Source organism: Thalassotalea litorea, assembly GCF_005843925.1.
GTDB classification, from domain to species: domain Bacteria; phylum Pseudomonadota; class Gammaproteobacteria; order Enterobacterales; family Alteromonadaceae; genus Thalassotalea_A; species Thalassotalea_A litorea_A.
This window is the reverse complement of the sequence record NZ_VCBC01000005.1, coordinates 223,523-239,465: the sequence shown is the minus strand read 5'-3', so window position 1 is coordinate 239,465 and position 15,943 is coordinate 223,523. Positions and strand designations below refer to the sequence as shown.

Sequence of the window (15,943 nt, the reverse complement as noted above, 5' to 3'; positions counted from 1 at the left end):
CTTTGACTAGTTATCCGCAGAAGTAGCGTTATCGCTAGCCTTGCTCTTATTTTCGACACCGGAACCAACGTCGACATCGGGATTGGTATTAGTATCGACAGTATCGGTAACAGCATCAGTCATAGCACTAGCATTCACGGCGGCTTTCGATTCTTCCGTTGACTGGGCACGGTTTACCGGCTCGTCGTCGAACAAAATGCTCATTCCTTGTTTTTCTAAATCATCGAATTGCTCAGATTTCACTGCCCAGAAAAACAGATAAATGGCGACCGCTGTAAATAGTATCGCGATAGGAATTAATATGTAAATCACACTCATTTTTTCAAGAGCCTTAAGGAGTTTGTAACCACAATCAGAGAGCTGGCGGACATTCCTAATACAGCAAAATATGGTGTTATATAACCACATACCGCTAAAGGAAGCACGATCGCATTATAGGCCATCGCCCAGATAAAGTTTTGTTTGATAATACCTTGCGTACGCTTCGATGTATCTTTTAAGGATAGCAAGCTGGACAAACGGTTATCCAGTAAAATAACATCGGCTCCGGTTTTGGCGATTTCGGTGCCACTGCCCATCGCGATAGACACATGAGCTCCGGCAAATACTGGCGCGTCATTGACGCCATCACCAACCATAGCAACATTTTTTTGTTGTTCGGTTAACGCTCGTAGGGTTTCCAGCTTTTGTGCTGCGCTCAGGTTACCTTGCACGGCATTAAATTTTCCACCCTGGCTAGCCATGTGTTTGGCAAAACGCTCAACACCGGCTAAGTTATCTCCACTGAGTAATTGGGTGTCAGCGGACTGGTTAAGTTGTGCAAGTACCGATGGAGCATCTTCACGAATGTCGTCATCGAGAAAAAACTCCGCAATTAGCTGATCATCAAAGGCCAGAATGCAATTACTTTGTATTGACGAAGCATCCGCTTCTGCACGGTCGGTGTGACCGATACATTGCTTGACCCAACTGGCTTTGCCAATCAATACATTCTTTCCTTGATACAAACCTTTAACACCACAACTAGTATAGGTTTGGGCATTGGTGATGTTGATGTCGTGGCGTCTGTATGGTGCAAAGGCATCCGCAATAGGGTGCTGAGAATTGATTTCTAAAGCACTCGCCAATGCCAATACCTGTTCTTTATTAAGCTCACAAGGATATAGTTTGACATCATTTAATGAAAACTTGCCATGGGTCAGGGTACCGGTTTTATCAAACGCATAGGTATCAACCTGATTCATCGTTTCGATAACGTGGGCGCTTTTAACCATAATACCATGACGGTTTAAGCGAATAGTACCGCAGGTCAATGCGGTTGGTGTCGCCAGTGACAACGCACAGGGACAGGTTGCCACTAATACTGAAATAGTGACCCAAAATGCATGGCTGGCGTCTTCCTGCGCCCAATAAAACCAAGTGAAAACCGCGGTAATTAGAATGATCGCCACAAAATACTGGGCTATTTTATCCGAAAGTTTTGCAATCGCTGGTTTGTGGTTTTGGGCTTTCTCGCTAATGCGAATAATATTGGTAAGAAAATTGTCGGCGTTAGTCGCGTTAATTTTAATTTGTAAATTACCATCGGTATTGACGGTTCCTGCGAACACTTGATCGCCCATTGTTTTGCTTACCGGCGCCGACTCACCAGTTAACATGGCTTCATTAATGCTGGTTTCCCCTTGCATAATGACACCATCTCCGGGAATGGTTTCTCCCGGTTTTACTAGACACATATCGCCAATATTCAGATGTTTGGCACTGACGATCGTTTCTTTGTCACCCTCTATTAACGTTGCCGACAAAGGCATTAGTTTTAACAGGTTGGCTGACACTTCCGCAGCACGCGCCCGAGCTCTGAACTCCATAAACTTTCCAATCAATAGCAAAAAGGTAAACATAGCAACAGATTCGAAATAGACTTCCCCTTGCTGGTAGAAGGTCGCCCAGCAACTGGCCATAAATGCCAGACTTATCGCAATGGCAACCGGAACATCCATCGTTAACCGGCGGCCCTTGAGCGCGTTTATGGCACCGAGATAGAACGGAAAGGCACCGTAGGTGACGATCGGCAAGGTGAGAACCAGACTTGTGGCACGCAAATACATTAAATTGTGTTCACTTAAATCACTAAACGCACCAAAATACAAACCAAAGGCGATCATCATAACCTGCATGGTCAGAATGCCGCTGATGCCAAGCCGTCGAATAAAGGCTTTGCTTTGTTGGTTGTTTTTTATTTCCGTGGCGTTAGCTTTAAATGGTAAGGCTGAATAGCCGATCCGGGCAATCGCGGTAATGATGTCGCTGAGCTTAACTTGCTCTTTATCCCAGGCGATCGTTGCACGTTGCGTTGTCGCATTGACTTGAGCTTTGATAATTCCGGTTTGTGGGGACAGTTGCTTTTCTATCAACCAGGCACAAGCCGCACAGCTCATACCCTCGATAGACAAAATGGTTTCCTGGTGGCCATCGGTTTCAAAAGTAAACTCGGATTGCAGCTGTTGATCATCAACAAATTGACTGACCTGCAACTGTTGTGGGATATCGGCGTTTGCCTTATTGCCTTTTTCGGTTCTGAAACGGTAATAATCGTCGAGGTTGTTGTCAACAATTGCCTCTGCAACCGCCTGACAACCGATGCAGCACATGGGCTCAGATTTACCATGTATGGTGACGTTAAGACTCAACCCCGGTGGTATTACTTCACCGCAATGAAAACAATCCATGTTGATCATCAATATTGTAATTCAAAAGGCCTGAAGTCAGATTGAGGTAACGCCACTGTGGTTTGCAGCTTCCAGCGCTTATCAAAAGGTAAAACCTGAATACGCCATTTACCATCAATGGATTGCTCAAACGTTTGTCGATACCAACCATTCCCATCGGCGGTCAGTACCAGATTAAAATCTCGTGCCGCGAGAGTAGGGTGATAGAAACTGACGTTAAGCAACGCAAAGCTGGATTCATTTCCGGTCGGTTTTAAAATGATCTCAGTATCCGATACTTTCATATCGAAAGTTACGCCGAGTTTTTCTGCTTCCTTTATTTTAGAAATTTCCAGATTAATGCTTTTACCTTTTTTGTAATAGTCATCAACGACAACGGTATCAGCATTCGTATTGGCGATGATAAATGTGGTAATACCGGCAATGACGGCACTAAGCGGGAGGAAGAAAACGAAATAAGCCCAGGGCTCTTTGTACCAGCGGGTTGTCATAAAAAAACCTATTGTTGAGTGAAAAAGGTCAGTGGATTACGGAATGTGCAATTTTAACGCTTTTCGCTGTGAAGTTAAATAAGCATAGATATCGGGTTGATAACTGAATGAGGTTAAAGAAACCTATGCTGATTTAACCTGTTAAGGCGGGACCTGGTTTCAGACAAAAATAAACCCTGTACAATAATTTTGTACAGGGTTTATCGGGGTCTGGATTATTCGCTTTCTGTATTTTCAGCAGACAAGCTATAAACGTAGGCACTGACTACGCGGATTTTATCTTCGCCAAGAAAATCTTTCCAGGCAGGCATCACACCAGCGCGACCATTACGGATACTTGCTTCAACGGCTCGAGGTGAACCACCATATAGCCAGATATCGTCGTTTAGTCGAGGAGCGCCTAAAGCAATACCCATTGCCTGGCTACCTTCACCATCAGCACCGTGACATGCTACGCACATGGCAAACTTCTCTTTACCTGCATCGGCTAATTCTGAATCCACTTCCATACCACTCATGCTACGAACATAGGCGGCAACTTCTTTCACCCCTTGCTCGCCACCAAGCATGGTATTCCAGGCAATCATACCTTGGGCCTTACGACCATGAAGTAAGGTTTCCTCGATGGCTTCAGGCGAACCGCCATATAACCAATCACCGTCCGTCAGGTCAGGGAAGCCAGTGGTGCCTTTTCCGTCAGAGCCGTGACACTGAGCACAGTTTTGTAAAAACAAACGCTGACCAATACGCAGGGCTTCTTCGTTTTTCACCAATTCGCTATAGTCTTGCTTGGCAAGGCCTTCAAAAATTGGTCCAAAACGTTCTTGAGCAGAATCAATTTCGCGGTCATATTGCACCAATAATCCCGCTTCTTTTGCGGCTTGGCTTTGTGCTTTAGAATCCGCCAGGCTGGTAATCCCTTGGTTCGAGCTTTTCCATCCAAACAAGCCTTTAAAATTTCCAAGACCTGGATACAGGGCTAAGTATATAAAGCCCCATATAATCGTTACCAGAAAGAAAGTACTCCACCATTTTGGAAGAGGATTGTTTAATTCCTCGATGCCATCGAATTCGTGGCCCATGGATTCACCTTCTTCCACCCCAGTGAAATTTGTTAACGTCCATCGGAGCAGAAGATAGCATCCGATTAACGTGCCTAGGGTAAGAACTGTGATCCATATACTCCAGAAGCTAGACATTCTTATTAGTCTCCTGTTTTTCTTTGTTCACGTTATCATCTTCGTCGAAGATAGAATTGGCAGCTTCATCGAATGAAGTCTTACGTTTTCTGCTAAAAGCCCATACTACTATAATAATAAATAGTACAAAGATAATAACAGTAAATATGCCTCTTAAAGTGCCGTAATCCATAATTACTTCAACGCGTGACCTAGTGATTGTAAGTAAGCGATAAGGGCGTCCATTTCCGTCAGACCATCCTTACCAGTAATGCTTTTTGTGGTGGAAAATTCCGCACCAGCATTGGCGATATCTTCATCGGAATAAAGAGGGATTGGATTTCCTTCTTCATCCTTATGACTACGATTTTTTGTCAACTTATTAAACAGCTGCATCTTCCGAGCGGAAAGCTCATTGGAGATTTCTGTTTCAGCCAGCCATTTATAAGAAGGCATATTCGACTCTGGAACCACGGAACGAGGATCCATTAAGTGCGCATAATGCCAGTCATCGGAGTAACGTTGACCTACGCGGGCCAAATCTGGACCGGTACGTTTAGAACCCCACAAAAATGGGTGTTCCCAAACGGATTCACCAGCAACACTATAGTGACCGTAACGCTCGGTTTCGGCACGAAGTGGGCGAATCATTTGCGAATGGCAGTTATTACAACCTTCACGAATATAAATATCACGACCTTCCATTTCCAGAGCAGTATACGGACGCAAGCTATCTACAGGCTGCGTCGTTTCCTTTTGGAAAAACAATGGCGTGATTTCAACCAGACCACCAATACTGATGGCCAGAATGGTTACAATAAAAAACCAACCGACGTGTTGTTCTACTTTTTCATGTCTATTCATCGTTTCCGTCCTTAAGCCGTAACAGCTTCGCGCTGCGAGCCTTCTTCTTTTGAACCTATGGTTTTAAACATGTTGTAGGCCATTAGTAAGAAACCAACGACGACGAAACAACCGCCAATAAAACGCATAGTGTAGAATGGATATGAAGCTTGTAAGCTTTCAACGAAGCTGTAGGTTAAGGTACCGTCGGTATTCACCGCACGCCACATCAAACCCTGCATCACACCGGAAATCCACATTGCTACGATGTAAAGAACAATACCTGTTGTGTGCAACCAGAAATGTACATTGATCAGTTTGATCGAGTGCATTTTAGGCTTGTTAAATACAGTTGGAATCAAATAGTACATTGAACCAATCGAGATCATCGCTACCCAACCTAGGGCACCAGAGTGAACGTGACCAACAGTCCAGTCCGTATAATGAGACAGAGCATTTACGGATTTGATAGCCATCATTGGACCTTCGAAGGTCGACATGCCATAGAAAGAAAGAGATACAATCAAGAAGCGCAAGATTGGATCTGAACGCAGTTTGTCCCAGGCACCTGACAGGGTCATGATACCGTTAATCATACCACCCCAAGAGGGTAAGAACAGAACAATGGACATTACCATACCAACAGACTGAGTCCAGTCAGGTAATGCGGTGTAGTGTAAGTGGTGAGGACCTGCCCAGATGTATAATGACACTAACGCCCAGAAATGAACGATAGATAAACGATATGAGTAAACAGGGCGCTCAGCTTGTTTCGGTACGAAATAATACATCATACCAAGGAAACCAGCGGTTAATAAGAAACCTACGGCATTATGGCCGTACCACCACTGCATCATGGCATCAATTGCGCCAGGATAAATGGAATAGGATTTAGTCAGGGTTAGAGGCATCGCCATAGAATTACCTATATGCAATACCGCAACCGTTAATATGAAACCACCGAAAAACCAGTTCGCAACATAGATATGTGACGTATTTCGTTTCACCAAAGTACCGAAGAAGACGATGGCATAGGACACCCAGACCAGCGCGATAAGAATATCGATTGGCCATTCCAGCTCAGCATATTCTTTTGAAGACGTCAGGCCCATCGGCAGAGTGACTGCAGCAGCAACGATGATTGCCTGCCAGCCCCAAAACGTAAATGGTACGAGAGCACCACCAAATAAGGTGGTTTTACAGGTGCGCTGAACGACATAGTAGGATGTAGCAAACAGGGCGCTGGTACCAAAGGCAAAAATTACCGCATTGGTGTGCAGAGGACGGAGACGAGAGTATGTAAGCCAGGGCGTATCAAAGTTAAGAGCTGGCCAGATTAACTGGGCAGCGATTAACACACCGACAAATGTGCCAACAATACCCCAAATTACAGTCATTACAGTAAATTGACGTACAACTTTGTAGTTGTAATCCATTTCTGTCGTAGTGCTTTGACTCATATTAAAGGTTCCACATTTATAATTATAAAGTTGATGTGAGTATTTTCTGTTTAAAATTGCTCCGATCGGCGCAAACCGATCGATAAAAATTTGCTTCTATAGTTATAGTTCAAAACTACAACAATATATAGACAGTCCATTTTTCGGAGGAATGATAATCTCTGAACACTCAGATGTCACCAGTTGAGTTGTAAAAAACTGACCTAGATCAAAATTTTTATCAAATTACTGGGTTTTTCTATATAAAAGTCGGATAATTTGCCTCAAATAGCAAAGTAAAAGTGAATAAATGCGGGTTTTTTACACAGTCATTATTATCGCAATCGCGAGCATAATAATATCGTTCAACATGCACGAGACAGAAAGCGTTGATCTTGGTGCAAGTGGTGTTCCTTTGTGTGATTTTCGAATGGAACCATGCCGTTATAACGCAGAGTGGGGCTCCGCTATACTTAGTTCATCGGTTCAGACCATCACCCCTGAAGACGTGTTCAATCTTAATTTACAGTTTAGTGATGCTAAAAACACCGAGATTAAAAGTGCATTTTTGCAGGGTCGAGATATGTACATGGGTAAGATCCCACTTTTCTTCAATTCCAAGCAATCGTATTTTACCACCGAAGTGTTAATTGGTGCTTGCACAGAATCGCAAATGGTTTGGCGGATGACGGTAATTGTCAATGTTAATCAAGAAGTTAAAACCTTACATTTTGACTTTGTCAGCTATCAGTAGCGCCAAGCCGTCAATTAGAGTAAATCGGATACAAGCCAGATAGCGACTGCAAACATTAATAATGCAGAAATACGGTTTACTCGTTTTACGTTGCGTCCATTTGCTAACAACATTCCCAGAGTCTTGCCGCCGGTCGCATAAATCATCATGCATATAAACTCAGAACATAGGATGATTGCCACTAACGTTAATAGTTGCAGATAAAATGACTGCTCCGGGCTGATAAATGGCGGTAGCAGGGAAATCATAAATGCCCAGCCTTTAGGGTTCGCTATGGCCGTTATAAACCCCTGACTAAACAAGGTGAAGCGAGAAGTGTCTGTCTTGCGCTCTAGAGCCAGAGAAATCGCCATACTGCCTTTTGAACGCCACATTTGGATAGCGATGTATGTTAAATAGGCACCACCGATCAGTTTCAATCCGGTAAATAATAACGGAAATTTCAACATGATGGCTGCGACACCCAGAACTGCGGCAATGGCAACAATGGCCACACCAAGAAGTTCGCCCAGCATCATGTACATGGTACGACGGACACCTACGCTCATGCCTAATGTAAGCGCGAGCGTCATACACATACCCGGTGTAATACTGACCAGGAAAAAGGTCGGAATAAAAAGAAAAAGAAGAGACGAATCCATTATGGGTGACTTGAATGTTTTTTGTGACGCTATTGTAATGAAATAGCGCCGAAAGGCATAGTGTTAAACTATTTTACGGGTTGCAAATTCTATTAAGGTGAATTGTGCAGATTTTTCAGATTGGAAATAGAGAACACAATTTCTCCATTTTTTCGGGATTTGCCATTCACTATTTCCATCAATGTCAATTAGGCGTCGAGTGTTATCGCAGCGAATATCGAGACTTTCCAGTTTGCCTTCAAGATTCGTTATCGCGAAATGGTTTCTGGCAAGGTGGTGTTGCCAGATCCCCAGTTTATTCGTCTTTCCATCAATAACTAAATCAATGTCCGATTCTATATACTGATTTAATTGTTCCCTTGAAGACAAAAGGCGCGTTTGTTCAATGGTTTTACTATTTTCTGCCTCGATATGATTTAACAAGGACAGCGCTTCTGCAAGTTTATGATCTTCTGCCAGCAATTTTACTTTTTCCATCGCAAGTTCAGCCCATAGGTCTGGAAAAGTAACAATTATTGACACCAGCTCTATGTTTTTTAAGGTAGATAAATAAAGGTCGCTATCATCGATATGAGATGCATAATTTAGTGTGTAAACATCAGCAAAGTCTTTTTCACCGTACTTGCGAAAATTCAAGTCGTTAATTTGTTCGTATATCTCGTCCATACCATCTCGGTCATGAGCCTCAATGAACTCTAATCCTTGCATATAAAATTCGTATACTTTTTCTCGAATTTTTTTGTCGCGATCGAACTTAAACGTTAATCGCTGGTTGTGGATGTTAGATTGTACTGGTTGCTTAAATTCTAATGCGGGTTTGTATTTCCAACGGTTGATAGCTTTGATCGCCTCAGTAACAAACTGAGCGCCACCACTATCATTGGTAACCAGCACATTACTGATTGAACCGTCCTTTTCGACAGAAAAAGTCAGATCAACCCAGCCTTCTTTTTTCTTTCGCGCATAGTAAATAGGGTAGATTGGACCTACTTTGGCATGAGGCATTGCAGGTTGAAAATCCTGATCTGAATCCGTTTCTCGTTGCACTTCTTCGGTTATTTTAGGAATGGTTATTTCAGGAAGCGGAAGCTTGATCTCGGCAGTGACTATTGCTGGTAGCATTGTCACGCTTAACAGAAAATATCTAAGTATCAATTGCATTGGTTTTTTCTTATTGTTCTTTATAGTGTGTCCTGTATGTTTCCACAGATTGCCTAATTTTACGTAGTGCAGGCTTATGTTATTCCGTGGTTTCTTCCATTACAGGTTTTGGATTAGCGCTTAGGTATTCAACCAGTTCAAACTCGTTTGTTTATCCACATTAACGTATAGTTTACAGTTTTTCCAGCTTACAGGAATCTTCTATTGGCTGGCGTCTTTAGAGGTAAATAGCTCTCTGTTAATTTCACAGCGAACATCAACAGATTCTAATCTGCCGTTTATTTGGGACAGAAAAAAACTCTTTCGTATGAGCTATCCATTGTTTGTTGCAGGCTCATATTGCATTCTTTACATCTCTTTAAAGCAATTTCGATTACACCTCAGAGCAGGGAATGTTAATAGCGGCTAGGAAATAGCGATAAATGGAAAGCAAAAAGCCCGCACAAAGCGGGCTTTTCTAAAGTGGCTCCCCTGGTCTGATTTGAACAGACGACACATGGATTAACAGTCCACCGCTCTAACCAACTGAGCTACAGGGGAATTACAAATTGTACATAGTAGGCAGGCTACTATTGAAAGTGGCTCCCCTGGTCTGATTTGAACAGACGACACATGGATTAACAGTCCACCGCTCTAACCAACTGAGCTACAGGGGAATAATACTTTTTTAATCAACCGCTTAACTAAGAGCCATTGATGTTTAAATTTGGCTCCCCTGGTCTGATTTGAACAGACGACACATGGATTAACAGTCCACCGCTCTAACCAACTGAGCTACAGGGGAATAAAAATGTTCGCTTCTCGCTAACGGGGCGGAATATTATCTATCTGGAACTGTACTGTCAACAGGAAAAATAAGAATAAATTTAAATGTTGTTTCGATTGCTGATTTTGCGAACAAATTGAATTGGAAATAATCAAACCAAGCCATCTTTTAAGTCAGCAGTCCGGCAATGGATAATAATGGATTGCTTATTGTTCGGTTTACAGGCGGTTTATTCGCCGCTCATAAATGTCGCTAGCAACAAAGCAGTCTATCTTTTACAATACGCTCCTTTCATTTCTTTATAAACCCAGCATTTAATGACATCAGCTAAAAGCAAGAAAAAGCAGGATCTGCTCAACGAGCCGGTTAGTGGAACGCTAAAAAATATGACCATACCTATGATTTTGGGCATGGTTTTATTGATGACATTTAATCTGGTTGATACATTTTTTGTCAGTTTGCTCGGCACCCAGCCTTTGGCAGCGATCAGTTTTACCTTTCCCATTACATTTACAGTCATTAGCCTGGCGATAGGTCTGGGCATTGGCACGTCCGCGGTTATCGCGAAAACTTTAGGAAAGGGCGATGTAGAATCGGCACGTGATAGTGCGACCGTTGCGATGTTAATGACCGCGATTATTGTCGGCTTCGTTTCGATGGCCGGATTGGTGTTCTCCGAACAGATTTTTTCCTTATTGGGCGCAAAACCTTCAATGATGCCAATGATCCATGATTATATGGACTTATGGTTTCTTGGCAGCATAGGCCTTATCGGGCCGATGACTGGGAACGCCATTTTACGAGCGGCTGGTGATACGGTAACCCCAAGTTATGTGATGGGGGCCGCGGGTTTAATTAATGCAGTGCTCGATCCACTCTTTATTTTTGGCTGGGGACCGGTTCCGGCGATGGGCATTAAAGGTGCGGCCATTGCCACATTGATATCCTGGGCATTTGGGATGATTATCATTCTTTATATACTAGGTGTTCGCCGACAAATGATTCATTTGAAAATGCCCCATAAAGACGTTTTAAAGCGTTGTACTCGGGAAATTTTGCATATCGGGTTACCTGCGGCGGGTGCGAATATGCTGACACCAATTGCGGCAGCTGTTATGACGGCAATTGTCGCATCCTATGGTGAAACTGCTGTAGCGGCCTTTGGGGTTGGCTCAAGAATTGAATCCATTGCCTGCCTGGTTGTGCTGGCCTTATCTATGACTTTACCGCCGTTTATTAGTCAGAATCTCGGAGCCGGTAAAATGGCGCGCGTTGAACAGGCATTTAAAATTACGACAAAATTTGTCTTGGTATGGCAAGTGGGTATTTATTTATTAATGGTTCTGTTGGCTCCCTGGATTGCATCGGTTTTCGCCAAAGAGCAAAACGTTGCTGATATCATCAAGCTGTTTATCTACATATTACCCCTTGGCTACGGGCTCCAGGGTATCATTATTTTAACCAATTCATCGTTTAATGCACTCCATAAACCGATTGCTGCACTGGTGCTAAGCATCATTCGCTTGTTTGTGTTTTACGTGCCACTTGCTTATCTTGGTAGCAAATTATTTGAATTAAACGGTCTTTTTATTGGCGCTTTGCTTGGAAATTTATTGATGGCTATCGTGTCTTATCATTTATTTACCCGACAATTTGCGCAACCCGAGTGTCTGGTAGAGACAAAGTCTTCCTGAGTAGAGCATGAGCAAAGATTTAAAAATAGTTTCTAATTACACCCCAAGTGGTGATCAACCCACGGCCATAGCGAAGTTACTCGATGGTATTGACGCGGGTTTAGCCCACCAAACCTTACTAGGGGTTACCGGCTCCGGTAAAACATTTACCGTGGCGAATGTGATTGAAAAACAAAATCGTCCAACAATGATTCTGGCGCCAAATAAAACATTGGCGGCTCAGCTTTATGGCGAGATGAAGGAGTTCTTCCCAAATAATGCGGTTGAATATTTTGTGTCATATTACGACTACTACCAACCGGAAGCTTACGTTCCGACCACGGACACATTTATTGAAAAAGATGCATCCATAAACGACCATATCGAACAGATGCGTTTATCGGCAACGAAAGCTTTAATGGAACGTCGAGATGTGATCATTATCGCGTCAGTTTCAGCTATCTATGGTTTGGGTGATCCCGATTCTTATTTGAAAATGATGTTGCACTTACGTCAGGGTGACATTATTAATCAGCGCGATATTTTGCGACGTTTGGCTGAATTACAATACACCCGCAATGATGTCGCGTTTCAACGGGCAACCTACCGGGTCCGCGGCGACGTTATCGATATCTTCCCTGCAGAATCGGATCGTATCGCGTTGCGTGTTGAACTGTTTGATGAAGAAGTAGAGCGAATTAGTCAATTTGACCCTTTAACTGGCCAGGTTGAACGAATATTACCGCGTGTCACCATCTACCCGAAAACGCACTACGCGACACCACGGGATCGGATCCTCGGTGCGATTGAAAAAATTAAAGTCGAATTAAAAGAACGCGCTGAGCAACTAAAATCCAACAATCGCCTGGTGGAAGAGCAACGCATTGTCCAGCGGACCCAGTTCGATATTGAAATGATGACTGAGATTGGTTATTGCTCAGGCATTGAAAACTACTCGCGATATCTGTCTGGACGAGGTCCGGGTGAAGCACCACCAACGTTGTTTGACTATTTGCCCGATGATGGTTTGTTAATCATTGATGAGTCCCACGTTACGGTGCCACAGCTCGGTGCTATGTATAAAGGTGACCGATCGCGGAAACAAAACCTGGTGGAATATGGTTTTCGATTACCATCGGCCTTAGATAACCGACCGATGAAATTTGAGGAATTCTCGGCACTTGCTCCCCAGACCATTTATGTGTCGGCAACGCCGTCACAATATGAATTGGACCAATCCGGTGGCGATGTTGCAGAGCAGGTTGTTCGACCAACGGGTCTTTTAGATCCGCAAATTGAAGTGCGACCGGTAGATACTCAGGTAGATGATTTACTGTCTGAAATCCACAAGCGGGTCGCTGTAAATGAGCGAGTGTTGGCAACGACGCTGACCAAACGTATGGCCGAAGATTTAACCGATTACCTCACAGAGCATGGCGTAAAAACCCGATATTTGCATTCCGATGTGGATACCGTTGAGCGGATGGAAATCATTCGAGATTTACGACTTGGTAGATTTGATGTTTTGGTCGGTATTAACTTGCTTCGAGAAGGGCTGGATATGCCAGAGGTTTCTTTAGTGGCGATTTTGGATGCCGATAAAGAAGGCTTCTTGCGGTCTGAACGCTCATTGATCCAGACGATTGGTCGTGCGGCGCGAAATTTGAATGGGCGGGCGATACTGTATGGGGATCGCATTACGGGCTCAATGAAACGTGCCATCGATGAAACGGATCGACGTCGAGAGAAACAACAAGTCTACAACGAAGAAAATAATATTACGCCTAAGGGATTAGTAAAGCGTATTTCCGATGTTATGGGTGTGGATTCTGGTGTGGAAAGCGGAAAAAGGAATATCGGCGAACCGAAGGAACAAACTCCTATTTTATCAACGTCTGAGATTGACGCTAAGGTGTCTGAACTTGAAAATGAAATGTTTGATCATGCTCGTAATCTGGAATTTGAAAAAGCCGCTGCGGTGCGCGACGAAATCGCCAAACTGAGAGAAATGCAGCTACGCAGTTAGCTCATTTGGTTGATACGGTTAGTGATAGTGTGAATGGCGGACGCAGTAAAGTTTAAACCCAAGCATCAGTAGGCGACAAGGCCCGATACAAGCAAACTGGATTCAAAATAGGCATCATTGAGTTTGAGATTTCCTGGTAAGAGTATTGTTGGTATTAAACCCGTGTTGTGTAATAACTGATGATTTCAGCAATATCGTCGGTACTGCAACGTGGCAACTTGGCAATGTCTTCGATAATTTTATCCTGAATATCCACCGGGAATAACATTAATTGTTCAAGGTACAAGTGTGCCTTAAGTTCATCTTTTTCTGTAATTAAATTTGCCAAATGTTCTGCGTGATGGCGCCAAACTGAACCCATAACAACCTCGCAAGAAACCCCATACATCTCTTAATTTTAGGTTAAAAAATAATTCAGTGTAGTTTTTTAAAAATAGTTTCACGTCAATAAATATGGGCGTTACCGAGTATTTTGATTAAGTCATTTATTTAAATCATATTTTCTTTGAAGCTAAAAAAATAAAGCGAGGCGTTTTATTTTTCTTTAAGGTTAAATTTTCCGTGTGTACTCCTGCGAATACGCTTTTTAATCCTGCATTTATTCCCTTATGGAATCTTATGTTGGCAAGCATATAACATCTCGGTATGCTAATTTCAGATAAACAAGGAGTCGACAATGACAATAATAAAACAACAACCTTATGCAAGTATTCTATGTGCGAGTTTTCTCACGCTAAGCTTCGCCTCACCGATAGCGATGGCGAGCGAAAAAGTTATCGAAAAGGCTATCGAGCAAGAAATTGAGATCATCAAAGAAGATGGCGATGATGCGAACGTTACGGTTTCTGAAAATGGAACAACCCATACTGTGTCATTGAGCGAAGCCGCGTTAAAAGACAAGAAAGCCCTAAAAAGAGAGTTGGCGAGTCTGCCTGAAGAGACCCAAAAAATTGTCATGGATGCGTTAAGCAATGTCTCTATGAGCAAGGGTGATAAAGGAGAAATGCAGGTATTGCAATGGAAAGAGAAGGGCGGTGAAGAAGTTGAGATTATTTCACACGGCAAAACGAAGGCGAAAGGCAAGGTGATTGTCGTCGAAACCGAAAGTGACTCTGATACCGACGATCATGAGGTTAAAATTATTAAAAAAATTGTGCACTCGAGTGATGACGGTGAACATCCGGTGTTCATTAGTGCTAATAGTGAAGGTGGGACGGCTAAAGCCATCGTACACTTGTTGGAAAGAGCGGATCTTAGCAAGCAAGAAGTGGCTCAGATACAACAAGCATTAGACGCCAAAAAACGCTAAGTTATTGGCCTGGTACTTCATTTTAATTAAAAACAGATCCCCACGTTCGTGGGGATGACATCATAAATAACATGAATTCGCGAAATGACGTGGATTCGTAGAATGATAATCGAAGCAAGCAAGTTGACGCAGTTTGTCATCGTAACCGCTACACCAATAATCTGGTTAATCCCTGAGACTTCAAGAAATCTATCACCTTTTTAAAACCGAAGGCGTGACAAGGTTGTTATTCGTACGCTAGCGGGTCTGTTATCTGGTTTTTCTCAAACGCTTCCAACCGTTCCTGACATGCACCACACTTACCACATGCCTTTTCCCGACCGTTGTAACAGGTCCAGGTTTTCGAATAATCGAGACCCATGGTTAATCCATCCGTTAATATTTCGATCTTCGAAACGGTAAGATACGGCGAATAGATCTCGACGGCTTCGTAGTTAGCAATTTTGCACACATCGTTCATCTTCATTACAAACTCTGGGCGACAATCCGGATAAATGGCGTGATCACCGGAGTGGGCTCCATAATAAACCTGACCTGCGCCTTTGGATACGGCATAACCTACGGCTAAAGAGAGTAGAATCATATTACGGTTAGGAACTACCGTGGATTTCATGCTTTCTTCGGCGTAGTGACCTTCTGGGATGTCAATTTCATCGGTTAAAGATGAGCCAGTAAGCAATTGGTTGATGCTGGTAATATCAATGATTTTATGTTCGATTTTCAGCTCACGACACACTTTTGCGGCATATTCCAACTCTTTGACATGGCGTTGACCATAGTCGAAAGAAAGGGCGAATACTTCTTTGTTGTCTTTCACGGCACGGTTGAGAACGGTAAAAGAATCCATACCGCCGGAGTAAATTACCACAACTTTTTCTGTCATATTTTCAGCCATTTATTGATTTGCTTAGTTATATTACCCAGTGGTTTATG

Annotated in this window: 15 protein-coding genes and 3 tRNA genes; 4 read left to right on the top strand and 14 right to left on the bottom strand. The window is 43.1% G+C overall.

Annotated elements, in window-relative coordinates:
- Positions 1-6: 6 nt before the first annotated feature.
- The 7 genes from ccoS to ccoN form a co-directional block, all read right to left on the bottom strand.
- Positions 7-318, bottom strand: a complete 312-nt coding sequence (gene ccoS / locus FE810_RS06495; RefSeq protein WP_138319209.1) for a cbb3-type cytochrome oxidase assembly protein CcoS — start codon at positions 316-318, stop codon at positions 7-9.
- A complete protein-coding gene (locus tag FE810_RS06490) occupies positions 315-2,729 on the bottom strand; it encodes a heavy metal translocating P-type ATPase (protein WP_246036935.1) in 2,415 nt (804 codons plus the stop codon). The genes ccoS and FE810_RS06490 overlap by 4 nt, the downstream gene beginning before the upstream one ends.
- A gap of 8 nt (positions 2,730-2,737) precedes the next feature.
- Positions 2,738-3,220, bottom strand: a complete 483-nt coding sequence (locus FE810_RS06485; RefSeq protein ID WP_138319208.1) for a FixH family protein — start codon at positions 3,218-3,220, stop codon at positions 2,738-2,740.
- Between the two features lie 215 nt (positions 3,221-3,435).
- Entirely contained in the window at positions 3,436-4,419 is a 984-nt protein-coding gene (gene ccoP, locus FE810_RS06480) for a cytochrome-c oxidase, cbb3-type subunit III (protein ID WP_138319207.1), read from the bottom strand.
- Positions 4,412-4,591, bottom strand: coding sequence for a cbb3-type cytochrome oxidase subunit 3 (locus tag FE810_RS06475; RefSeq protein ID WP_138319206.1), 180 nt, complete (start codon positions 4,589-4,591; stop codon positions 4,412-4,414). Before FE810_RS06475 ends, ccoP begins: the two co-directional genes overlap by 8 nt.
- 2 nt (positions 4,592-4,593) lie before the next feature.
- On the bottom strand, positions 4,594-5,262 hold the full coding sequence (ccoO, locus tag FE810_RS06470) for a cytochrome-c oxidase, cbb3-type subunit II (protein WP_138319205.1): 669 nt from the start codon (positions 5,260-5,262) through the stop codon (positions 4,594-4,596).
- Positions 5,263-5,273: 11 nt separating this feature from the next.
- Positions 5,274-6,701 carry a cytochrome-c oxidase, cbb3-type subunit I gene (ccoN, locus tag FE810_RS06465; RefSeq protein ID WP_138319204.1) on the bottom strand — a complete coding sequence of 476 codons (1,428 nt, stop codon included), beginning with the start codon at positions 6,699-6,701 and terminating at the stop codon, positions 5,274-5,276.
- 349 nt (positions 6,702-7,050) lie between these two features.
- Between ccoN and FE810_RS06460 the strand changes: the two genes are divergently transcribed.
- Positions 7,051-7,434 (top strand): hypothetical protein, encoded by a 384-nt coding sequence (locus tag FE810_RS06460; protein WP_138319203.1) that lies wholly within the window; start codon positions 7,051-7,053, stop codon positions 7,432-7,434.
- 14 nt (positions 7,435-7,448) lie between these two features.
- Here FE810_RS06460 and FE810_RS06455 read toward each other — a convergent pair whose 3' ends face one another.
- From FE810_RS06455 to FE810_RS06435, 5 genes are all read right to left on the bottom strand, one after another.
- Positions 7,449-8,078: a LysE family translocator gene (locus tag FE810_RS06455; protein ID WP_138319202.1), complete on the bottom strand. Its 630-nt coding sequence runs from the start codon at positions 8,076-8,078 to the stop codon at positions 7,449-7,451.
- 60 nt (positions 8,079-8,138) lie between these two features.
- Positions 8,139-9,236, bottom strand: a complete 1,098-nt coding sequence (locus tag FE810_RS06450; RefSeq protein ID WP_138319201.1) for an energy transducer TonB — start codon at positions 9,234-9,236, stop codon at positions 8,139-8,141.
- Between the two features lie 463 nt (positions 9,237-9,699).
- Positions 9,700-9,776, bottom strand: a tRNA-Asn gene (locus FE810_RS06445).
- Between the two features lie 39 nt (positions 9,777-9,815).
- Positions 9,816-9,892 (bottom strand) — tRNA-Asn (locus FE810_RS06440).
- Between the two features lie 51 nt (positions 9,893-9,943).
- Positions 9,944-10,020, bottom strand: a tRNA-Asn gene (locus FE810_RS06435).
- A gap of 299 nt (positions 10,021-10,319) precedes the next feature.
- Between FE810_RS06435 and FE810_RS06430 the strand changes: the two genes are divergently transcribed.
- Together FE810_RS06430 and uvrB are read left to right on the top strand one after the other, a co-directional pair.
- Entirely contained in the window at positions 10,320-11,696 is a 1,377-nt protein-coding gene (locus FE810_RS06430) for an MATE family efflux transporter (protein WP_138319200.1), read from the top strand.
- 7 nt (positions 11,697-11,703) lie between these two features.
- Positions 11,704-13,701, top strand: coding sequence for an excinuclease ABC subunit UvrB (uvrB, locus tag FE810_RS06425; RefSeq protein WP_138319199.1), 1,998 nt, complete (start codon positions 11,704-11,706; stop codon positions 13,699-13,701).
- Between the two features lie 154 nt (positions 13,702-13,855).
- Here uvrB and FE810_RS06420 read toward each other — a convergent pair whose 3' ends face one another.
- Complete coding sequence (locus FE810_RS06420) at positions 13,856-14,062, bottom strand: hypothetical protein (RefSeq protein WP_138319198.1); 207 nt, start codon at positions 14,060-14,062, stop codon at positions 13,856-13,858.
- Between the two features lie 315 nt (positions 14,063-14,377).
- On the opposite strand from FE810_RS06420, the gene FE810_RS06415 reads away from it, so the two are divergent.
- Positions 14,378-15,010, top strand: coding sequence for a hypothetical protein (locus tag FE810_RS06415; protein ID WP_138319197.1), 633 nt, complete (start codon positions 14,378-14,380; stop codon positions 15,008-15,010).
- Positions 15,011-15,236: 226 nt separating this feature from the next.
- Here FE810_RS06415 and queC read toward each other — a convergent pair whose 3' ends face one another.
- Positions 15,237-15,893: a 7-cyano-7-deazaguanine synthase QueC gene (queC, locus tag FE810_RS06410; protein WP_138319317.1), complete on the bottom strand. Its 657-nt coding sequence runs from the start codon at positions 15,891-15,893 to the stop codon at positions 15,237-15,239.
- Positions 15,894-15,943: the final 50 nt, after the last annotated feature.